Annotated in this window: 18 protein-coding genes and 1 riboswitch; of the genes, 15 read left to right on the top strand and 3 right to left on the bottom strand. The window is 71.3% G+C overall.

What is annotated here, in order from left to right:
* Nucleotides 1-242: 242 nt before the first annotated feature.
* Nucleotides 243-1451 carry an acyltransferase family protein gene (locus FHX52_RS24260; RefSeq protein ID WP_141820841.1) on the bottom strand — a complete coding sequence of 403 codons (1209 nt, stop codon included), beginning with the start codon at nt 1449-1451 and terminating at the stop codon, nt 243-245.
* Entirely contained in the window at nt 1448-3430 is a 1983-nt protein-coding gene (locus tag FHX52_RS06115) for a hypothetical protein (RefSeq protein ID WP_141820839.1), read from the bottom strand. The genes FHX52_RS24260 and FHX52_RS06115 overlap by 4 nt, the downstream gene beginning before the upstream one ends.
* Before the next feature lie 134 nt (nt 3431-3564).
* Here FHX52_RS06115 and pgfA point away from each other — a divergent pair, with 134 nt between their 5' ends.
* Nucleotides 3565-4638 (top strand): cell envelope lipid trafficking protein PgfA, encoded by a 1074-nt coding sequence (pgfA, locus tag FHX52_RS06110; RefSeq protein WP_141820837.1) that lies wholly within the window; start codon nt 3565-3567, stop codon nt 4636-4638.
* 20 nt (nt 4639-4658) lie between these two features.
* Here the strand turns inward: pgfA and FHX52_RS06105 are convergent, their stop codons facing one another.
* Complete coding sequence (locus tag FHX52_RS06105; protein ID WP_141820835.1) at nt 4659-5468, bottom strand: class I SAM-dependent methyltransferase; 810 nt, start codon at nt 5466-5468, stop codon at nt 4659-4661.
* 170 nt (nt 5469-5638) lie between these two features.
* Between FHX52_RS06105 and rpsA the strand changes: the two genes are divergently transcribed.
* The 14 genes from rpsA to FHX52_RS06040 all read left to right on the top strand — a co-directional run bounded on the left by rpsA (nt 5639) and on the right by FHX52_RS06040 (nt 20116).
* The gene (gene rpsA, locus FHX52_RS06100; RefSeq protein ID WP_141820833.1) at nt 5639-7150 is read left to right on the top strand and encodes a 30S ribosomal protein S1; all 1512 of its coding nucleotides are present in this window, start codon (nt 5639-5641) and stop codon (nt 7148-7150) included.
* 267 nt (nt 7151-7417) lie between these two features.
* A riboswitch (SAM riboswitch) is annotated at nt 7418-7531 on the top strand.
* Between the two features lie 34 nt (nt 7532-7565).
* Nucleotides 7566-7649: a putative leader peptide gene (locus FHX52_RS24735; protein ID WP_425460102.1), complete on the top strand. Its 84-nt coding sequence runs from the start codon at nt 7566-7568 to the stop codon at nt 7647-7649.
* Nucleotides 7650-7780: 131 nt separating this feature from the next.
* Nucleotides 7781-8824 carry an amino acid ABC transporter permease gene (locus FHX52_RS06095; RefSeq protein ID WP_221630504.1) on the top strand — a complete coding sequence of 348 codons (1044 nt, stop codon included), beginning with the start codon at nt 7781-7783 and terminating at the stop codon, nt 8822-8824.
* Nucleotides 8821-9585, top strand: coding sequence for an amino acid ABC transporter ATP-binding protein (locus FHX52_RS06090; RefSeq protein ID WP_141820831.1), 765 nt, complete (start codon nt 8821-8823; stop codon nt 9583-9585). The genes FHX52_RS06095 and FHX52_RS06090 overlap by 4 nt, the downstream gene beginning before the upstream one ends.
* Nucleotides 9586-9670: 85 nt before the next feature.
* Nucleotides 9671-10672 (top strand): ABC transporter substrate-binding protein, encoded by a 1002-nt coding sequence (locus FHX52_RS06085; protein ID WP_185747098.1) that lies wholly within the window; start codon nt 9671-9673, stop codon nt 10670-10672.
* A gap of 57 nt (nt 10673-10729) precedes the next feature.
* Nucleotides 10730-11758 carry a transporter substrate-binding domain-containing protein gene (locus FHX52_RS06080; RefSeq protein WP_246069629.1) on the top strand — a complete coding sequence of 343 codons (1029 nt, stop codon included), beginning with the start codon at nt 10730-10732 and terminating at the stop codon, nt 11756-11758.
* A gap of 9 nt (nt 11759-11767) precedes the next feature.
* Entirely contained in the window at nt 11768-12859 is a 1092-nt protein-coding gene (gene ssuE, locus FHX52_RS06075) for an NADPH-dependent FMN reductase (RefSeq protein WP_141820827.1), read from the top strand.
* Complete coding sequence (locus FHX52_RS06070) at nt 12856-14871, top strand: FAD/NAD(P)-binding protein (RefSeq protein ID WP_141820825.1); 2016 nt, start codon at nt 12856-12858, stop codon at nt 14869-14871. Before ssuE ends, FHX52_RS06070 begins: the two co-directional genes overlap by 4 nt.
* A complete protein-coding gene (locus tag FHX52_RS06065) occupies nt 14861-15985 on the top strand; it encodes an LLM class flavin-dependent oxidoreductase (RefSeq protein ID WP_141820823.1) in 1125 nt (374 codons plus the stop codon). The genes FHX52_RS06070 and FHX52_RS06065 overlap by 11 nt, the downstream gene beginning before the upstream one ends.
* Complete coding sequence (locus FHX52_RS06060) at nt 15982-16752, top strand: DUF1684 domain-containing protein (protein ID WP_141820821.1); 771 nt, start codon at nt 15982-15984, stop codon at nt 16750-16752. The genes FHX52_RS06065 and FHX52_RS06060 overlap by 4 nt, the downstream gene beginning before the upstream one ends.
* Nucleotides 16749-17804 carry an LLM class flavin-dependent oxidoreductase gene (locus FHX52_RS06055; RefSeq protein WP_141820820.1) on the top strand — a complete coding sequence of 352 codons (1056 nt, stop codon included), beginning with the start codon at nt 16749-16751 and terminating at the stop codon, nt 17802-17804. Before FHX52_RS06060 ends, FHX52_RS06055 begins: the two co-directional genes overlap by 4 nt.
* A gap of 1 nt (nt 17805) precedes the next feature.
* Nucleotides 17806-18744, top strand: a complete 939-nt coding sequence (locus FHX52_RS06050) for a glycerophosphodiester phosphodiesterase family protein (protein ID WP_141820818.1) — start codon at nt 17806-17808, stop codon at nt 18742-18744.
* 238 nt (nt 18745-18982) lie between these two features.
* A complete protein-coding gene (locus tag FHX52_RS06045) occupies nt 18983-19648 on the top strand; it encodes a TetR/AcrR family transcriptional regulator (RefSeq protein WP_221630502.1) in 666 nt (221 codons plus the stop codon).
* 3 nt (nt 19649-19651) lie between these two features.
* Nucleotides 19652-20116 (top strand): PPOX class F420-dependent oxidoreductase, encoded by a 465-nt coding sequence (locus FHX52_RS06040; RefSeq protein ID WP_141820814.1) that lies wholly within the window; start codon nt 19652-19654, stop codon nt 20114-20116.
* Nucleotide 20117: the final 1 nt, after the last annotated feature.

Raw genomic sequence — 20117 nt, 5'->3', positions numbered from 1 at the left:
GCGGTCGCCGCCGTCGTCGGGGGACCGGTGGCCGTGGCAGCGCTGCTCGTCGTCGGGCTCGTGGCGCTGCTGCCCGGGGCAGGACGTCATGAGCGGCCCGACCCCGTCGTGTGGTGGTCGGCCGGTCGCCGTCGGCGACGGGTCCTGCTCGTGCTCGCCGTGCTCGGCCCGGTCGCTGCCGCCGTTGTCGTGGCCACCGACCCCTGGCCGGGCGGTCGGCTCGGCATCGAGTCGCTCGTCGTTCAGGCGGGGGTGTGGCTCGGTGTCGCGGCGTCGCTGTGGGTGGCGCTCGGCGACGGACGCCGCCTGCCGAGGCTGGGCATGGTGCGGACCCGGCGCATGACCGGCCGCTCGACCACGACGTAGCTGAGCGCAGCGACGCTGACGGCGAGAGCCGCCGTCAGCAGCCAGCGCTGCCAGAAGCCGCCTTCGAAGGTCGCGAGCCCCAGCCCCCGGCTCACGAGCTCGAGGATGACCACGTGGTAGGCGAAGACGCCGTAGGAGATGAGGCCGAGGCCCACACCGACGCGCCCCGACAGGGCCCGCACCGCCGTGGGCTCCGGGGCAGGAGGCACGGCGAGCACCGTCGGCAGGACGACGAGCGCGCCGATGACGGCATACAGCAGCGACTTGGTGGCGGCCTGCAGCGGCGTCGGCTCGGCGAGGTCGAGCGGACCGGCGACGGGCGTCGACGCGAGGACGAAGAGGGCCGCGGCCAGCCCCCACACGGTGCCCGGGTAGGCCGCGAGCCGGTCGAGGCGTCCGGCGGGCAGCACTCCTGTCGTGCGCGCCGCGTGCCACACAGCGAGCAGCATGCCGAGGCCGAACCAGCCGACGAACCCGGGCAGCCACAGGCGCGCCTGGCTCTGGCCCAGCACCGTGACGACAGCCATCCACGCAGGCCCGACGAGGAGGAGGACGCCGCCGGCCACGCTCATCCGCCGCACCCACCGGCGGTCGCGGGGCCCACGGCAGGCGAGCGCCGCGACGACGGGGAGGGCGAGGTAGAAGGCGACCTCGGTGCAGAGGCTCCACAGCTGGGTGAGACCCACGGTCTGCGGCGTGCCGACGTAGATCTGCACGAGGAAGGCGTGGGCGAGGTAGTCGCCGACCGGCGCGTCCTCTCGCACGAGCAGCCACGCCGCGGCGACGACGAGCCACAGCACCGGGAGGATGCGTGCAGCCCGCCGCACGAGGTATGCCGCCGGGCGGGGTCGGTGGTGCCCCTGGAGGTGCGCCATGGCGTGCGGCCGGAAGAGCAGGAAGCCGGAGACGACGAAGAAGAGCGCGACGCCGACGTCGAGCCGCGAGAGCAGGCCGGCGAAGCGGCCCTCCAGCGCTGCGCCGCTCTCGAACCCGACGTGGGTGGTCAGCACGGCCAGCGCTCCGACGAGGCGCAGCCCGTCGAGCGCCCGGAAGCGCGGGAGGTGCGCGCCGGGTGGCGGGGTCATGAGGCGGGGGCCGGGGCCGGGAAGCCGACCTGGGCGTCACCGATGCAGAAGTTGACGCCCGGGGAGATGCCGCTCACCGTGATCCGGTCGCCGGCAGAGACGAAGGAGGCCCAGACCTGGCCGAGGCCCTTGGTGAAGGGGACCGAGACGGTGTCGTCGCCGAGCGAGACGCTCGCGACGGTGGACTGGTCGGCGAGGTAGCCGAGCCGGACGGCCCACCCCCATTCGGCGACACGCTGCGTCAGGGGCACCTCGATCGTGTTGCCCGTCGAGGTGTAGCAGCCCGTGCGCGGCACGGAGCTCGCCACCTCCGACATCCCCATCGGGACGAGCGACCCGTCCTGGGCGAGGACGTAGGGGTTGACGAAGGCGCGGCGGGTGCGGGCGTCGGCCCGGGTCTGGGCGTCCTGCAGCGGAGAGAGGTAGCGGCTCGTCAGGTTGTACTGCGCGAAGAGCGGCCCGATGATGCCGCCCGGCACCTCGGTGTCCCAGACGCGGGCGTCGGCGGGGAGGCGCTCGAGCGAGGAGACCGTGTTGGTGACGAAGGCCCGGGCCGGGTTGCCGGTGCTGAACCTCGCGTAGCCGCCCATGGCGTGGAAGGAGATGCCCGTGACGAGGGCGGCGAGCGCAAGGGCGGCGATCACCGCGACCCGGCGGGGCACGGCAGCGATCAGCTCACGGCCGGTCGAGGTCCACGGGTTCTTCTCGTCGCGCAGGGGCATGAGGCAGGCCCCGAGGGTCACGACGAGCGGCACGGTGGCGTCGGCGAGGTAGCGCGTCTCGAGCGCCACGATGGCGCCGCCGTAGGCCACGCGCCCGGCCGCGATGGTCGCGAGCGAGCCGAGGAGGTAGACGGCGAGCGCCAGCCAGAAGCGCCCGACGTGGCGCCGCACGAGCAGCGACCCGCAGAGCACGACCGCCGCGAGGATCCACATGAGCCAGTCGAACACCCTCGGCGAGTCGACGATCGCGAGCGCGTAGCTCGTCGGCTGCCAGTCCCAGGGTCCGCCGAAGGTGCCGGGGATGAAGGTGCGGAAGACGCTGAGGTAGACGAAGTCGGTGAGCGGTCCGGCGGGCGGCGGCGTGACCGGGGAGTCGTTGCCGGCACTGCGCACACCCGGCAGGTAGAGCACCAGGTAGAGGGCGAAGGCCGCGAGGTAGCCGATCCACACGGGCCCGGTCCGCCTGAAGAGCGCCCAGACCGAGCGCAGCCCGCGCCGCGCACCCGGGGTGATCGCGAGGGTGAAGAAGACGAGGTAGGGCAGGAAGATGACGATCTTCTCGAAGCTGGCGAGGCCGACCACGAGCCACACGACGGCGAGCACGGCGTCGCGGGTGCGGCCGTGGCGCACGTAGCGGGTGTGCGAGCGCAGCCCTCCCGCGATGGCGATCATGAGGGGCAGCCAGATGATCGCGGCGGCCAGCCACGTGAAGGCTGGGAGGGTGAGCGGGGTGAGGCAGAAGATGCCGTAGGGGAGCAGGACGAGCCAGCGACGCCCGAAGAGCTCGACGACCAGCGACCAGACGAGCGCGGCGAGCACGACCTGGCCCACGAGGAGCACGATGACCGCGACCGTCCAGTTGAGCGGTGCCAGGTGGGCGAGCAGCCACATCGTCGCGAAGCCGATGGGCTCGAAGTGACCCGTGTGCACCCGGGTGAGGTAGTCCCAGCCCAGGGTGTTCTCGACCGCCCGGGCGCTCAGCATGAAGTCGTCGGTGATGAAGAAGCTGTCCTTGACGACGCTGAGGCGGACGCCGAGGGCGATGACGGTCAGGACGATCGCGACGGCGCGGAGGGGGTCACGCAGCAGCCACGGCGCCTCGCCGGGCTCGTCGAGGGCCCCGTCGCCTGTCTCGTCGCCTGTCTCGTCGCCGGGCTCGTCGAGGGCCGGATCGTGGGACGCGTCCGGGTCGCCGTTCCCGGCGGACGCGAGATCGCCGGCACGGTGCCTGCCGGCCACCCCTGCTTCGGTCCCCATACCTGTTCATCCTCCGACACGCCCTTGTGGTGACGGCTCACCGTACACGCTGATAGGGTCCGCACCGAAGCGGCGGTTACCCGTGCGTAACCATCGCCATCTGACAGCGTCGTCACCATCACCGGGAGTCCTTCGTGCGTCGTGTTTTCGGAGCAGTTGCCCTCGCCCTCGGCGTCACTCTCCTCGTGCTCGGCGCGGTCTCGCGGCCGCTCATCTACGACAAGCTCGCGACGGTCTCCCTCGACCAGCGCTCGACGTCGGTGTCCGAGGGCAAGAACATGTCGACGCTGCGTGTCTGGAGCGACGACCAGGGCAAGTCCCACTTCGACCAGCTGACGGACGCGACGATCCGCAGCACGCGCCAGGTCATCGGCATCCCGGGCGCCGTGCCCGAGGCCGAGCGCGACACCACGGCCGTCTGGCAGACCGGGGTCAGATCCGAGGCCGTCGGCGTCGGCTCGCTGACCTACAGCCAGGAGATCGCGACCTTCGACCGCCGGACCGGCCTGACGACCGGAGCCGCGCGCGACGAGCGCTCCGCGGGCGACCTCGACGACCCGACGAAGATGGTCCCGGTGAAGCACGAGGGGCTGTTCTTCAAGTTCCCCTTCGCGGTCGAGAAGAAGACCTACCCCTGGTGGGACGGCGACCTCTCCCAGGCGGTCGACATCTCCTTCGTCAAGGAGGAGGAGATCGACGGCACGAACACCTATGTCTTCCAGCAGGTCATCCCGCCGACCGAGGTGCCCCCGGCGCGCACGGTGCCGGCAGCCGTCTTCGGCGGCACGGGTGCTGACGTGCAGGCGACGGTGAGCTACGGCAACACCCGCACGCTGTGGATCGAGCCCAACACCGGCGTCATCATCAAGGGCCAGGAGCAGGTCGACAAGTCGCTCATCAGCACCCTCGGCACCGTCGCGACGACGAAGGGCACGATCGGCTACTCCGACCAGACCGTGCGCGACAACGCCGAGACCTGGGGTTCGAAGGGCCGCCTGCTCGGCTTCATCGGCGGTCCGTTCATGTGGGTCGGCATCATCTCCGGGCTCGCGCTCATCGTCCTCGGGGCCGTGCTCATCGGCCGCCGCCCGGCGACGACGGACCCCGGCACGACCAGCACGCGCGGCAGGCGGGGCCCCGACGACGTCGAGGGCGTCGACGGTCTCGGTCTCGACGGCGGCACCCGACGCGAGCGCACCGGCGCCTGAGCCGGGCCCCTGAGGTCCGCTCAGGCCGGTTTGCGGCAGACGTAGACCGCCGTGCCCGGGAAGAGACGCCCGCGCAGGGGCGACCAGGCACCCCACGTCTCCTCGTGGTGCTCGGGCCACTCCGGCTCGACGAGGTCGACGAGCACGAGCCCTGCCGCGCTGATCTCGCGCACCCGGTCGCCGAGGGTGCGGTGGTGCTCGACGTAGGTCGCCGCACCGGTGGCGTCCTGCTCGACGTAGGGCGTCCGGTCGAAGTAGGACTGTCGCACCGTGAGCCCGTCAGGCCCAGGGTCGTCGGCGAAGGCCCACCGCATCGGGTGGGTCGTGGAGAAGACGAACTGCCCACCGGGTCGCAGCACGCGGGCCGCCTCGGCCATCACGACGTCGGAGTCACCGACGAAAGGCACGACGCCGTATGCCGTGCAGACCGTGTCGAAGACGCCGCGGGGGAAGGGGAGGGCGCGGCCGTCGCACTGGACGAACGGCACCCGGTTCGCTGCCGGCACCCGCTGGTTGACCTCGAGACCCTCGAGCACCATGCCGGCCGACAGGTCGGTCGCGACGACGGTCGCGCCACGGGCCGCGAGCCAGCGGGAGCACTGGCCGGAGCCGGCCCCGATCTCGAGCACGACCTGACCGCGCGGATCACCGAGCAGCGCCGCTTCCTCCTCGCGCAGGCGCTCCGGGCCCCAGACGAAGTCGGTGTCGCCGAGGAACTCTCCGTGCTCGACGTAGTAGCCCGCTGCCTCGTCGTCCCACCAGGTGCGGTTCGCCGTGACCGTCTCTGCCGGGGGAGCGGCACGCCGGGTGACCTCGGGTGGCGTGCTCACGGCATACGTCCTTCTCTTTGACCGGGTGCTGACAGCGCGGATAGGATTACCGGGCACATCCGTGTGCGCACGACACTGTTGCACCAGTCCACAAGATGCCGGGGCGCCGAGCCATGCTCGCGCGCCGCGCCGTCCCCAATCAAACCGTCCACAATCGGAGTTCCTACTACATGACTGCCTACACGGTCGAGAAGACCGCGCCTGAGATTGCCATCAACGACATCGGCTCTCAGGAAGACATCCTTGCGGCGATCGATGCCACCATCAAGGACTTCAACGATGGCGACATCGTCGAGGGCGTGATCGTCAAGGTCGACCGGGACGAGGTCCTGCTCGACATCGGCTACAAGACCGAGGGCGTCATCCCCTCGCGCGAGCTGTCCATCAAGCACGACGTCGACCCCGGCGAGATCGTCAAGGTCGGTGACGAGGTCGAGGCCCTCGTCCTCCAGAAGGAGGACAAGGAAGGCCGCCTCATCCTGTCTAAGAAGCGTGCGCAGTACGAGCGCGCCTGGGGCACGATCGAGAAGGTCAAGGAGGAGGACGGCGTCGTCACCGGCACCGTCATCGAGGTCGTCAAGGGTGGCCTCATCCTCGACATCGGCCTGCGCGGCTTCCTGCCCGCCTCGCTCGTCGAGATGCGCCGCGTCCGCGACCTCCAGCCGTACGTCGGCAAGGAGATCGAGGCCAAGATCATCGAGCTCGACAAGAACCGCAACAACGTGGTCCTGTCGCGCCGTGCCTGGCTCGAGCAGACGCAGTCCGAGGTGCGCACGACGTTCCTCAAGGAGCTCCAGAAGGGCCAGGTCCGTTCGGGCGTCGTGTCCTCCATCGTCAACTTCGGTGCGTTCGTGGACCTCGGCGGCGTCGACGGTCTCGTCCACGTCTCCGAGCTGTCGTGGAAGCACATCGACCACCCGTCCGAGGTCGTCGAGGTCGGCACCGAGGTCACCGTCGAGGTGCTCGACGTCGACATGGACCGTGAGCGTGTCTCCCTGTCGCTGAAGGCGACGCAGGAGGACCCGTGGCAGCACTTCGCTCGCACGCACGCCATCGGCCAGGTCGTCCCCGGCAAGGTCACCAAGCTCGTCCCCTTCGGTGCGTTCGTGCGCGTCGAGGATGGCATCGAGGGCCTCGTGCACATCTCCGAGCTGGCCGAGCGCCACGTGGAGCTGCCGGAGCAGGTCGTCAACGTCGGCGACGAGATCTTCGTCAAGGTCATCGACATCGACCTCGAGCGTCGTCGCATCTCGCTGTCGCTCAAGCAGGCCAACGACCAGTCCGTGCCGGTGTCGGAGTTCGACCCGACCCTCTACGGCATGGCCGCCGAGTACGACGAGGCCGGCAACTACAAGTACCCCGAGGGCTTCGACCCGGAGACGAACGAGTGGCTCGAGGGCTTCGAGACCCAGCGCGAGAAGTGGGAGCGTCAGTACGCCGAGGCCCACGCCCGCTGGGAGGCCCACAAGGCCCAGGTCGACGCCGCGACGAAGGCCGACGCCGAGGCGGCTGCCGGTGGCAGCACGTCGACGTCGTACTCCTCCGCCACGGGTGACGTCGCCGACTCGGGTGACGCCGACCGTGCCGACCGGAGCCAGCGCAGCGCGCCGGCCCCCGTCGAGGGCACGCTCGCTTCCGACGAGGCGCTCGCCGCGCTCCGTGAGAAGCTGACCGGCAACTGAGCCTCACCGCTCCGAAGGAGCCCCGGACCCTCGTGGTCCGGGGCTCCTTCGCTTTCTCCGTCTCAGGATGCAAGAAGGCGCAAGGGCAATATCCGACCCAGAACATAGGAATTGGACTTCCGGCCCCGGGTCGGTGTGCCAGCGAATTCCACTGCGGCACAGATTGATTCGCGGATCATGCGACAGCACGGGTCGCGTCGGGCAATGCCCGGCGCGGCCCGTTTCGTCGTTTGACCGCCGGTGAGGCCGCTTCTAGGGTTGCCGACAGGTCAAGAGCTCCAGTGCCAAGCCCCGGCTCGCTGGACAGCAACCCTCCTCCGCGGCGGGGTGCTCCGGGTGAATACCTGGCCGTCGCCGTCTCGGCGCCGGCAAGCGCGGACTCGAGGTGCTCGGGTCCAGGAACCGAGGAGCGGGCATGACGCGCAGCACGGGCACCCACCTGGTGCTTCGTCGTCACGTCGACCTGCTCCGGGTGTCCAGCGCGCTCTGTCGTCCCTGACGATCTCGCCGGCCGTCACGGCCGGGCAGCACGCACCCTCCTCCGGAGGTCTCCTCGTAGACCCCCGGGCCCCGTTCCGCACCTTCCCCGCGGGCGGGTCGCCGAACGCACCCACCACCAAGGAGACACCTGTGTCCACCACCTCTGTCGCACGACCGGTCGGGGACTCCCCGCCGGTCGACGGCGCGGGACCCGCCGCCACGCCTCGTGCCGGCGAGGACCCGTCCAGTCCGCACGGTATCCCTGCGCACGACACCGGCGCCGGACTCACCGTCGTCCCGCGTCGCAACCCCTGGACGTGGGTCGGCGTCGTCGCCGTGCTCATCCTCGTGGCGATGTTCGTCAACGGCCTCGCGACCAACCCCGGCTGGGACTGGCCCACCTTCGCCCAGTACTTCGCCACCGAGACGATCATCAGGGCTCTCGGGACGACGATCCAGCTCACCGTCCTCGGCACGATCGCCGGCTTCGCCCTGGGGGTCGTGCTCGCCGCAATGCGCCTGTCGCACAACGCTTTCCTGCGCACGGTGGCATGGGCCTACATCTGGGCCTTCCGCTCCATCCCGCTCATCGTGCAGCTGCTCTTCTGGTTCAACATCGCCTACCTCTACCAGACGATCTCGTTCGGGCTGCCGTTCGGTCCGTCGTTCGGCAGCGTGCAGACCAACGACCTCTTCGGCGCCCTGGGTGCCGCAGTGCTCGGGCTCGCCCTCCACCAGGCGGCCTACGCGGCAGAGATCATCCGCGGCGGCATCCTCTCCGTCGACGAGGGCCAGCGCGAGGCGGCTGCCGCCCTGGGCATCCCGCGGCACCGGCAGTTCTTCCGCATCGTGCTGCCCCAGGCCATGCGCTCGATCCTGCCGAACGCCGCGAACGAGGTGATCAGCCTCTTCAAGGGGACCTCCATCGTGTCCGTCCTCGCGATCCCGGAGCTCTTCTACCAGGTGCAGGTGATCTATGGACGCAACTCGCGTGTCGTCCCGCTGCTTCTCGTCGCGACGGTCTGGTACATCATCCTCACGACGCTCCTGACGATCGGGCAGTACTACGTCGAGAGGCACTTCGCGAAGGGCAGTGCCCGGGCCCTCCCGCCGACCCCCGTGCAGAAGGTTCGCGCCCGCTGGGCCGGTCTGGCGCTGCGAGCCCGCCGCGAGACTGCGGAGGTGGCGCGATGAGCACCGCCGTCGTCGACCTTCGTGGCGTCACCAAGTCGTTCGGCCCCCACCGGGTGCTCGACGGCGTCGACCTCGAGCTGGCGGAGGGCACCGTCACGGTGATCCTCGGGCCGTCGGGCTCGGGCAAGTCGACCCTGCTGCGCACCATTAACCACCTCGAGAAGGTCGACCGCGGCCAGGTCAGGGTGGGTGGCACGCTCATCGGCTACCGCCAGGTCGGTGACCGGCTGCACGAGCTGCCCGAGCGCGACATCCTTCGCCAGCGCAGCCGCATCGGCTTCGTCTTCCAGCAGTTCAACCTCTTCCCGCACCTGACGGTGCTCGACAACGTCATCGAGGCCCCGCTGTCGGCGCAGGGCCGCAAGCGGTCCGAGGTCGAGCCGGAGGCACGGCAGCTTCTCGAGCGAGTTGGGTTGGGAGACAAGGCCGCTGCCTATCCGCGACAGCTGTCCGGTGGCCAGCAGCAGCGCGTCGCCATCGCCCGGGCACTCGCTCTACACCCCGACGTCATCCTCTTCGACGAGCCGACGTCGGCCCTGGACCCCGAGCTCGTCGGCGAGGTGCTCGCTGTCATCAAGGAGCTCGCCCGAGACGGCGCAACCCTCGTCGTCGTCACGCACGAGGTCGGTTTCGCCCGAGAGGTTGCCGACACCGTCGTCTTCCTCGACGCCGGCCGGGTCGTCGAGCAGGGCCCACCGAGCCAGGTCATCGACCACCCGGTGCACGAGCGCACGCGCGCCTTCATCGACCGCGTCCTCTGACCCAGCACCACCCCACACCCCCCACCCCTCAGGCCGCACGGCCACACCCATGACTCGCACCGCTCCGGTGCCGAGAGGAGTCCCCATGTCCGCACGCCCCCACACCCTCCGCCGCCCGACGACGTATGCCGTCACCGTCCTGGCCCTCGTGACCTCAGTAGCGCTCACCGCCTGCTCCGGGGCTGCCGAGGCGAGCAACGCTGCGGCACCGTCCGCCGCCGCGGCCGCACCAGTCGTCAACACCTCACCGGACCAGAAGCGCATCACGGCGACGAAGGACGAGGCAGCGGCCGCCCTGCTGCCCCAGGCGATCCGTGTGCGCGGCACCATCACGGCAGCGAACGCCGGCGCGGGTGGCGGAACCCCGCCGCTCGTCTTCACGGCCGACGACGACAAGACGGTCATCGGCGTCGAGGTCGACCTCGCGCACCTCTTCGCCGACAAGCTCGGCCTCAAGGTCGAGACCCCGGCGACGAGCTGGGAGAACGTCTTCCTCGGCATCGACTCCGGTCGCTACGACGTGGCGCTCACCAACGTCACCGTCACGGAGGAGCGCAAGGAGAAGTACGACTTCGCGACCTACCGCAAGGACGACCTCGCGTTCGAGGCGCCCAAGGGCGGCACCTGGCGGGTCACGGGCCGCAAGGACATCGCCGGCAAGACGATCGCCGTCGGGTCGGGCACCAACCAGGAGAAGATCCTCCTCGACTGGAACGAGGCCAACGTCAAGGACGGGCTCGCGCCGGCAGAGGTGAAGTACTTCCAGTCCCAGACCGACTACTACCTCGCGCTGGCGTCGCGTCGCATCGATGCCTACTTCGGCCCCAACCCCAGCGTGGCCTACCACGTGAGCACCGCCGGCCAGACCGAGGCCATCGGCCACTTCTCCGGCGCCGGCGACTCGCTTCAGGGCCTCATCGCCGTGCTCACCAAGAAGGGCTCCGGGCTCGCCAAGCCGTATGCCGCGGCCATCAACTCCGCCATCGCCGACGGCAGCTATGCCAAGGTCCTCGCCCGCTGGAACCTCTCCAGCGAGGCCGTGACCACCTCGGAGGTCAACCCTCCCGGCCTGCCCAAGACCAGCTGAAGACGAGTCGATGTCTGCCCCAACCGCACTGAGCACCGTCCAGGAGAACGAATCATCATGACTACCAGCACTTCTCGCACCTCGCGGATCCCGACCCGGCGCACCGCGCTCGGCGCGGCCGGCATCATCGTCGCGGCTGCACTGCTCGGCGCCTGCGCCGACCCGGGGCCGACGGCCGCACCCACCGTCGACCCGAAGGCGCTCGGCGACTCGAAGGTCCTGCCCGTGTCGTTCGACACGTCGGCGTCGGCCACCCGGGTCGCCGGGGTCGCGCATCCGGAGATCGCTGCCACGCTGCCGGCCGCGGTCCGCGCGAGCGGCCGGCTCGTCATCGGCAGCGGCGGTGCAGGCGGCGGCATACCCCCGCTCGCCTTCACCGCAGACGACAACAAGACCCCGATCGGCGTCGAGGTCGACGTCGCCCACCTCGTCGCCGACGTCCTGGGCCTGCAGGCCGACGTGCAGACGACGAGCTGGGAGAACCTCTTCATCGGCATCGACTCCGGCAAGTACCAGGTGGCCATCTCCAACGTCGGCGTCTCGGAGGAGCGCAAGGAGAAGTACGACTTCGCCACCTACCGTCTGGGGCTGCACGCCTTCGAGGCGAAGAAGGGCTCGGCACTCGTCGTGCGGGGCCCGGCCGACATCTCGGGCAAGCGGGTGGCCGTCGGTTCCGGCACCCTGCAGGAGGCGATCCTGCTGCGCTGGAACGAGGCGAACGAGAAGGCCGGTCGCGCTCCCGCCGAGCTCGTCTACTACCAGGGCACGACGGAGTACTACCTCGCCCTCGACTCGGGACGCATCGACCTCTACCTCGGCCCGAACCCCACGGCGACCTACCACGTCGTCACGGCGGGCAAGACGCAGATCGTCGGCACGGTCTCGTCGAGCTACCCGATCCCGGGCAAGGTCGGGGTGCTGACGAAGAAGGGAAGCGGACTCGCGGGTCCGATCTCGGCCGCCATCAACGCCGCCATCGCGGACGGCACCTACGGCAAGGTGCTCGCCCGCTGGGGCCTCACCACCGAGGCAGTGCCGGCGTCGGAGGTCAACCCCGCCGGACTGCCCAAGCCGGCAGCCAAGTGAGGAGCTGACATGGCCACCATCGTCACCATCTCCTCGAGCCCGTCCGCGTCCTCGCGCACCGATGCCGTGCTCGGTCACATCGAGCGGCGGCTCGCCGTCCGCGGCCACGAGGTGAGGCGGATCGTGCTGCGCGACCTGCCCGCCGGCGCCCTCGTGCGGGCAGACACGTCGGACCCGCGCATCGCCGACGTCGTCGCCCAGATCGAGGCCTCCGACGCCGTCGTCGTCACCACGCCGGTCTACAAGGCGGCCTACACGGGCCTGCTCAAGCTGCTGCTCGACCTCCTCCCTCAGTACGCGCTGAGGGGCAAGACGGTCCTGCCGGTCGCGACCGGCGGCAGCAACGCCCACGTGCTCGCCGTCGACTACGCCTTGCGACCCGTGCTCGTCTCGCTCGGTGCGGAGCACGTCACCCAGGGCTGGTTCGTCATCGCGTCCGACATCACGGTCTATCCCACCGACGGGGGAGTGCTGCTCGCCGAGGGGGCGGCCCGCGCGCTTCACCAGGTCACGGAGTCCTTCCTCTCCCACCTCGCCCGGCACCGCTCGGACGTCCTGCCCGTCGACGAGGACGACGACGTCGTGCTGCGGGTCTCTCCGCACGACGACGTCGCAGCGCCGCTGCTCGACGACCTCGTCGTCGAGTACGGCACGCGCTACGGGCTCGACACACCACACACCCAGCTCACCGAGGTGCCGCTCGCCGACTTCGAGGGTCCGGACGGCGCGTTCATCGTCGTGCTCCGTGGTGGCCAGACCATCGCCGGTGGCGCGATCCGTCGGCTCGACGCCGAGACCGCGGAGGTGAAGCGGGTCTGGACCAACGCCCAGTACCGCCGCCAGGGTCTGGCGCGTCGGGTGCTGGCCGAGCTCGAGCGCGCCGCGACCTCGTTGGGTTACCGACGAATCCACCTCACGACCGGGCCCCGGCAGCCGGAGGCGCGGGCGCTCTACCTCGCAGCCGGCTACCTGCCGGCCTTCGACCTGCATGCCGACCCGGAGGCTGTCGGACCGCACGCCTTCGACAAGGAGCTGTCGCGCAGCCCGGTCACCCTCGCGCCGGCTCACGTGGTCCGCTACGCGGACTGGGGCGCCGCATGACGCGCACCACCGGCGCGCGCTCGATCGCCTTCGTCGGGGCCGGCCCGCGAACGCTCGGCATCGTCGAGCGGCTCGCCAGCCGGCTTCGGCAGCAGACCTCCGGTGAGGCGATCGAGCTGCACGTCATCGACCCCCACCCACCGGGCGGTGGCCGCATCTGGCGCGACGCCCAGTCACCTCTGCTCTGGATGAACTCCGAGGCGCAGGACGTCACGGTCTTCACCGACGAGTCGGTGCAGTGCGAAGGGCCGCTCGACCCGGGCCCCTCGCTCGCCGAGTGGGCGCAGTGGACGCGCCCCACCTCGGCCGGTGGAGAGTTGACGGGCCCACGGGCCTTCGCCCCTCGGGTGCTCCAGGCGCGCTACCTCTCCTGGGCCTGGGAGCGGGCGACGGCGCGCCTGCCCGACCGGGTGACGGTGCACCACCACGCCACGCGCGCGACCGCTCTCGTGGACTCCACCGCGGACTCCCTCGCAGACTCGTCCGGATCGGCCCAGCGCATCGAGCTCGCAACGGGCTCCTCGGTCGAGGCCGACCTCGTCGTGCTCGCGCAGGGCTACCTCGAGCAGGCGCCGGGCATCGAGGAGCAGCGACTGCTCGATGCCGCCGACGAGGCCGGGCTCACCTACCTCCCGTCGGGGCACACCGCCGACATCGACCTCTCCGGGCTCCGGCCCGGTGAGCCGGTGCTCGTGCGGGGCATGGGGCTGGCGTTCGTCGACCTCGTGGTGCTCCTCGGTGAGGGCCGGGGTGGCCGCTTCTCCGGCGACGGTGCCGCGCTCACCTACCACCCGAGCGGCAAGGAGCCCGTGCTGCACGTCGGCTCACGCCGCGGCGTGCCCTACCACGCCAAGCTCGGCTACGAGATCCGCGACTCGGGCAGCGGTCCGGCTCCGCTGCGGCACCTGACCCGTGAGCGGCTCGGCTCCCTCGGGGACGGCAGGTCGGCCCTCGACTACCGCACCCAGGTGTGGCCGCTCGTCGTGCTCGAGCTCGCGGTGGCGCACTACCGCCGGCTCTTCGAGGCCCACCCCGAGCGGACCCGGGGCACCGTCGAGGACCTCGAGCGTGCCCTGACCGTCACCGACGTCACCGGGAGTGGTCTCGTCGACGCTGCGGCCCCCCACCTGCTCGACCCCACCGACGTCTTCGACATCGCGCTCATCGACCGCCCGCTCGCTCCTCTCGTCAGTGGCTCGACACCGGCTGACGAGGTCGAGGCTCGGGTGGTCGAGCACGTGGAGCACGACCTGCGACGCCGTGCCGACCCCGCCCGCTCGAGCGACCGGGCGGTCTTCGACACCCTCCTCGGGGTGTATGCCGCCCTGGCCGACCTCGTCGTCACGGGGCGCCTCCTCGACGAGGACCGTGTGCGCCGCGTCGAGGGTGACTTCCACGGGTTGTTCTCGTTCCTCGCGAGCGGCCCGCCTCCGCGCCGTCTGGCCGAGCTGCTCGCCCTTCACCGCGCCGGCGTCGTGCGCTTCGTCGGCCCGGACCTGACGCTCGGGGTCGAGGACGGCCGCTTCGTGGCCCGCTCTGGCCACCGCGTCGTGCGGGCCCGAGCCGCCGTCGAGGCCCGCCTGCCCCGGCCGGACAGCGCCCTCGTCAACGACCCGCTCGTCGCCGGACTGCTCGCGACCGGCGAGCTGCGGTCACGGCCGGTCGTCGCGGCCGACGGCACGCCGCTCGGCAGCGGGCAGCTCGTCGCCGACGCACGCGGTCGCGCCGTGCGGGCGGACGGGAGCGTGCACCCGCGCCGCTTCCTGCTCGGCCCGGCGGTGTCGGGCTCGGCGGGCGCCGGCGGCTTCTCACGACCGGGCTTCGGCGGTCCCGGGCTGCGGCAGAACGACGCCGTGGCCGCCGACCTGCTGCGCACACCGCTCGCCCGCTCCGGTGACGCCGGACACCTGCGCGCCGTGGCACCCCCCTCCCGCACGACCACCAGCACGACCACCCGCACGACCACCCGCACGACCCCTCCGAGAGACAAGGACCACCGACGTGTCAGTTGAGTTCCTGGGCATCGCCGCCAACCATGACGGCACCGAGACCGGACCCCGCAGCGGCGGCCCGCTCGACCTCGCCTACGCCACCAAGCTCGCCCGTGCCCACGAGGACAACGGCTGGGACCGCATCCTCTTCGCCTACCACTCGGGCTCGCCCGACCCGGCACAGGTGGCGGCCCACATCGCCGCGCACACGGAGCGGCTCAACCTCGTGGTCGCCCACCGACCCAACACGGCCTACCCGACCCTGACGGCCAAGACGTTCGCGACCCTCGACCACATCAGCAACGGCCGGTTCGAGGTGCACGTCATCACGGGTGGTAGCACCGCCGACCAGGCGGCCGAGGGCGACCACCTCGACAAGGACGCCCGCTATGCCCGGACCCGCGAGTTCATCCAGGTCCTCAAGCAGGCCTGGACGAGTGACGAGCCCTTCGACTTCGCCGGGGAGCACTACCGGTTCGAGGGCTTCCTCTCGGACATCAAGCCGCTGCAGAGCCCGCGCCCGAGGATCTCGTTCGGCGGATCGAGCCCGGCGGCATACGCGGTCGGCGCGGCGGAGGCCGACGTCTTCGCCCTGTGGGGCGAGCCCCTCGCCGGCACGGCGGAGCAGATCGAGACGATCCGCGTCGCCGCGGCTGACGCGGGGCGCCCGCTCCCGACGATCCAGGTCGCCTTCCGACCCATCATCGCCGAGACCGACGAGCTCGCCTGGCGCAAGGCGGAGCGCACCCTGGCGGCGATCGAGGCGCGACAGGCCGAGGGGGCGCAGGCGCCGCGAGGCCGCCTCCGCACGGCCGGGCAGCCTGAGAACGCCGGCTCCCAGCGGCTCCTCGCCGCGGCCGGGTCCGGGGAGCGGCACGACCGTGCCCTGTGGACCGCGACCGCGGCGGCCACCGGCGGCGGCGGCAACTCCACCGCGCTCGTCGGCAGTCCCGAGACCATCGCGGCCGCGCTGCTCGACTACTACGACCTCGGCGTGCGCATCTTCTCCGCGCGTGGCTACGACCTCTACGACGACGCGGTCGACTTCGGGCGGCACGTCATCCCGTTGGTGCGCGACGAGGTGGCCCGCCGCGAGGCCCGGGCGAACGCGCAGAAGCGGGAGGCCGTCGCATGAGCACGCACGAGGAGTGGCTCGCCTGGCGCTCCTCCCGCGAGGCCGACCTCGCCCAGGAACACGGCTGGCTCTCCCTCACGGGCTTCGCGTGGCTGACCGACGGACCGGCATCCGTTGCCGACCTGCCCGGCACGTGGTGGGCCGACGACGACGGGGCCCACGTGGCGGCGAACCCGGAGGATCGCCTCGTGGTCGACGACGAACCGGTCGCCGGATCCGTGGCGGCTGACGTGGCTGAGGGAGCCTCGCTGCTCTGGGTCCGTCACGACGAACGCGTCGTCGAGCTGCTCCGCAGGGGTGGGCGGCTCGCGGTCCGGGTGCGGGACCCGCGCGCCACGACCCTGCGCGACTTCACCGGCGTGCCGACCTTCAAGCACGACCCGGCGTGGGTGCGGCCGGGCCGTTTCGTGCCCGCGTCGGCGCCCCGCGTCGTCGACGTGCGCACGGCGCGGGCGGACCTCGTCCAGCAGGCTCGTCTCGTGGGCGCCGTCGACGTCGACATCGCGGGGGAGCGGCATCGCCTCGATGCCGTGTCCCACGGCGAGGGTCTCGGCCTGCTGTTCCACGACACGACGAACGGTGTGTCGACGGCGCGCTGGCGGACCGTCACCACGACGGCGCCGGACGCCGACGGCAACGTCGTCGTCGACTTCAACCGCACCGTCAACCTCCCCTTCGCCTTCACGGACCACGGCACCTGCCCGGCCCCACCGGCGCACAACCGGCTCGACCTCGCCGTCACGGCGGGGGAGCGGGCACCTGCATGAGGTTCGCCACCTACACGCTGCTCGACACGAGCCCCGACCCGGTGACGGGTCGGGGCGGGTCGCAGCACGAGACCTTCACCCACCTCGTCGACCAGGTGAGGTGGGCCGAGCAGCTCGGCTTCGACGTCTTCGGGGTCGGAGAGCGGCACGCGCAGCGCTTCGTCTCCTCCTCACCCCCGGTCGTGCTGGCCCACCTCGCCGCCCACACGACCCGAATCCGGCTCATGACGACGGTGACGGTGCTGTCGCTCCTCGACCCTGTGCGGGTGGCGGAGGACTACGCCACGCTCGACCACCTGAGCAACGGACGCCTCGACGTCGTCATCGGCAAGGGCAACGACCCTGACCAGAACGCCCTCTTCGGCTACGACCTCGACGGTCAGTGGGCGCGCAACGCGGAGAAGTACGAGCTGCTCCGCCGTCTCTGGCGCGACGAGGAGGTGACGTGGAGCGGCCGCTTCCGCCCACCGCTGGTCCGCGCCACGACCCAGCCCCGGCCGCTCCAGCAGCCGATTCCCGTCTGGCACGGCTCCGCGAGCTCCACGGAGTCGACCGAGCTCGCGGCGCGCTGGGGTGACCTGATCTTCTCGGCCAACGGGTTCGCGCCGATGGAGCGGTATGCCGCCCTCGTCCGCCACTACCGCGAGCGCTGGGAGGCCTACGGCCGCGACCCGGGCGAGGCCGTCGTGGCGGCGGGCTTCCTCGGCCTCCTCGTGGCCGACACGAGCCAGGAGGCACTTCGCCTCTACCGCCCGGCCTTCGACGCCTTCCGCGACTCGCCGGGCGCCAGGCACAACCAGCTGCCCTTCACGACGGTCGAGGAGTACGCGCTCGACAGCTCGGCGCTCATCGGCTCACCGGAGCAGGTCGTCGACAAGATCGGGCGCTACCACGAGGCCTTCGGTCACGAGCTGTCCGGCATCTCGCTCGAGGTGCCGGGCCTGCCCGAGGCGGTCGCACGTCGCAGCGTCGAGCGCTTCTTCACCGATGTGGCACCGGCCGTGCGGCGTGCCCACCCCCACCGTCGAGAGGCGGTGGCCGTAGGCTCGTGACATGGACTCGGCGGCGGCTGACGACCCTATCCGGCGATGGACCGCTCGAGGCTTCGACGTGCAGGGCCATCGCGGCGCGAAGGGACTCGTCGTCGAGAACACCCTCGAGAGCTTCAGGGCGGCCTACGAGGCCGGTGTGTCGGGGATCGAGCTCGACGTGCGCCTCTCGGCTGACGGTGAGGTCGTCGTCTGGCACGACGCGGTGCTGCTGCCGCACAAGGCGTGGTCCGAGACCCCGGGACTGATCGGGTCGCGGGTCTCAGACCTGACGCTCGAGCAGCTGCGCTCCGTCGACGTCGGCAGGCAGACGCTCGAGGGGTTTCCCGACCAGCGACCCGCCACCGGAGCCCGCATCGCGACGCTCGCCGAGGTGCTGGCGCTGGCGGCCCCGCACCCGTCCGACGTCTGGTGGACGGTCGAGCTCAAGGTCGACCCCACCGAGCCGACGGAGGTCGCGAGCCGGCGACTCCTCGTCGAGAAGGTGCTCCAGTGCCTGCGTGAGGCAGGGCTCGAGAGCCAGAGCTTCGTGCACTCCTTCGACTGGGCGGTGCTCGAGATCTCACGCGACCTCGCGCCCTCGGTTGCCCGGTCGGCCCTCGTCGAGGCGGGCGTCACGTGGGTGCCGGGCAGTCCCTGGACCGGCAGCGTGCAGGTGAGCGAGACCCACATCGACGTGTGCGCGGGTGCGGCTGCCGTCGGTGCCCACGTCGTCTCGCCCGAGCACGTCCTCGTCGACGAGGCCTTCGTGTCCCGGGCCCGCGAGCTCGGGCTGGGGGTGCTCCCGTGGACGGTCAACGACCCCGGCACGATGCGTGCCCTCGTCGAGGCGGGGGTCGACGGGCTCGTCACCGACTACCCCGACCGGGCCGCAGCCGCGCTGGCTGACGTGGTCCGGGTGGGTTCCGCGCGACGGCCGGACCCGCGCGACGGTGGCCGGTGACGAGGGTCCGGACTCGTGGTCCGGACCCTCGTCACCCCTCCTGCACCCCTGCGGGCGGAACCGGTTAGGCGTTCGTGACACACTCGTCCGGTGGGCAGGTCGCCGCTGTCGACGACGAGACCGACGGGTGGGGCGAAGGGGTGGGAACCCCTGCGCCCACCCATTCGCTGGAACGCCGTTCCAGCGAACGTCATCATCCAGTCGAAGGGCACCGATGTCAACTGATCGGGCGTACGACATGAGCTCGAGGGCCGAGGCCGCGCAGGCCACCCGCCGTCGGATCATCGACGCGGCCGGTGACATGCTCCTGCGCGACGGCTACCACGCCACGTCGGTGAGCGGCCTCGCCGCAGCCGCCGGGGTCAGCGCCCAGACCGTCTACAACGCCATCGGCGGCAAGGCGGCCGTCGTCAAGGCGGTCTACGACGTCACGCTCGTCGGCGACGACGAGCCCATCGCGATGCCGGACCGCCCCGAGTTCAAGGCGATGTCCTCCGCACCCGACCGTGAGGCGTTCCTGCGGGCCTACGCGTCCCTCTGCGCCACCATCTACGAGCGCACCGGCCCGCTCCTCGGCGTCCTGCTCGCCCAGGGTGCCGGCAACGACGCCGGCCTGCAGGACTTCGTCGCGACGATCGAGCAGGAGCGCCGCACCGGCAACTCCAACGTGCTCGCCGCGATGGAGCGAGTCCACGGCCTCCCTCCCGATCTCGACCGCGCCCGCTTCATCGACATCGTCTGGGCGGTGACCGCGCCCGAGATCTACGACCGCTTCGTGCGCCGGTGCGGCTGGACACACGAGATGTATGCCGCTTGGCTGGCCGAGGCGCTCGTCGCGACGTTCCGCAGCGCCAGCGCGGGCGCCGCACCCGCCGCCTCCGTCAGCCCAGATCTCGAGGAGTAGCCCGTGCCCCGGCAGATCGCCACCACCACCAGCGTCGACCGCGAAGCGCTGCTCGACTTCGTCCGCCCGCGTCACTCGATGGTGCTCATGACAGCTCGCTCCGACGGTCGCCCCCAGGCCTCACCCGTCACGGGTGGCGTCGACGAGCAGGGCCGCATCGTCATCTCGACCTACCCCGAGCGCGCCAAGACGGCGAATGCGCGCCGCCGGTCCGAGGTGTCGGTGCTCGTGCTCTCCGACGACTTCGGCGGTGAGTGGGTCCAGGTCGACGGCGACTGCGAGGTCATCGACCTGCCCGACGCGATCGAGCCGCTCGTCGACTACTTCCGTTCGATCTCGGGCGAGCACCCGGACTGGGACGAGTACCGCCAGGCGATGCGCGACCAGGGAAAGTCGCTGCTGCGCATCACGCCCACCCGCTGGGGCCCTGTCGCGCGTGGCGGCTTCCCGCCGCGGATGGCCGACTGAC

The organism is Humibacillus xanthopallidus (genome assembly GCF_006717145.1).
Taxonomy (GTDB): Bacteria; Actinomycetota; Actinomycetes; order Actinomycetales; family Dermatophilaceae; genus Humibacillus; species Humibacillus xanthopallidus.
Note: the sequence above shows the minus strand (reverse complement) of the source record. Positions and strands in the feature narration are given on the sequence as shown.

Excerpts from the sequence above, each read along its gene's own strand:
- FHX52_RS06060 (WP_141820821.1), top strand. The coding sequence starts at position 15,982 with ATGAGCACGCACGAGGAGTGGCTCGCCTGGCGCTCCTCCCGCGAGGCC.
- ssuE (WP_141820827.1), top strand. The coding sequence starts at position 11,768 with ATGGCCACCATCGTCACCATCTCCTCGAGCCCGTCCGCGTCCTCGCGC.
- FHX52_RS06045 (WP_221630502.1), top strand. The coding sequence starts at position 18,983 with ATGAGCTCGAGGGCCGAGGCCGCGCAGGCCACCCGCCGTCGGATCATC.
- FHX52_RS06070 (WP_141820825.1), top strand. The coding sequence starts at position 12,856 with ATGACGCGCACCACCGGCGCGCGCTCGATCGCCTTCGTCGGGGCCGGC.
- FHX52_RS06090 (WP_141820831.1), top strand. The coding sequence starts at position 8,821 with ATGAGCACCGCCGTCGTCGACCTTCGTGGCGTCACCAAGTCGTTCGGC.
- FHX52_RS06050 (WP_141820818.1), top strand. The coding sequence starts at position 17,806 with ATGGACTCGGCGGCGGCTGACGACCCTATCCGGCGATGGACCGCTCGA.
- FHX52_RS24735 (WP_425460102.1), top strand. The coding sequence starts at position 7,566 with ATGACGCGCAGCACGGGCACCCACCTGGTGCTTCGTCGTCACGTCGAC.
- FHX52_RS06085 (WP_185747098.1), top strand. The coding sequence starts at position 9,671 with ATGTCCGCACGCCCCCACACCCTCCGCCGCCCGACGACGTATGCCGTC.
- rpsA (WP_141820833.1), top strand. The coding sequence starts at position 5,639 with ATGACTGCCTACACGGTCGAGAAGACCGCGCCTGAGATTGCCATCAAC.
- FHX52_RS06080 (WP_246069629.1), top strand. The coding sequence starts at position 10,730 with ATGACTACCAGCACTTCTCGCACCTCGCGGATCCCGACCCGGCGCACC.
- FHX52_RS24260 (WP_141820841.1), bottom strand. The coding sequence starts at position 1,451 with ATGACCCCGCCACCCGGCGCGCACCTCCCGCGCTTCCGGGCGCTCGAC.
- FHX52_RS06055 (WP_141820820.1), top strand. The coding sequence starts at position 16,749 with ATGAGGTTCGCCACCTACACGCTGCTCGACACGAGCCCCGACCCGGTG.
- FHX52_RS06115 (WP_141820839.1), bottom strand. The coding sequence starts at position 3,430 with ATGGGGACCGAAGCAGGGGTGGCCGGCAGGCACCGTGCCGGCGATCTC.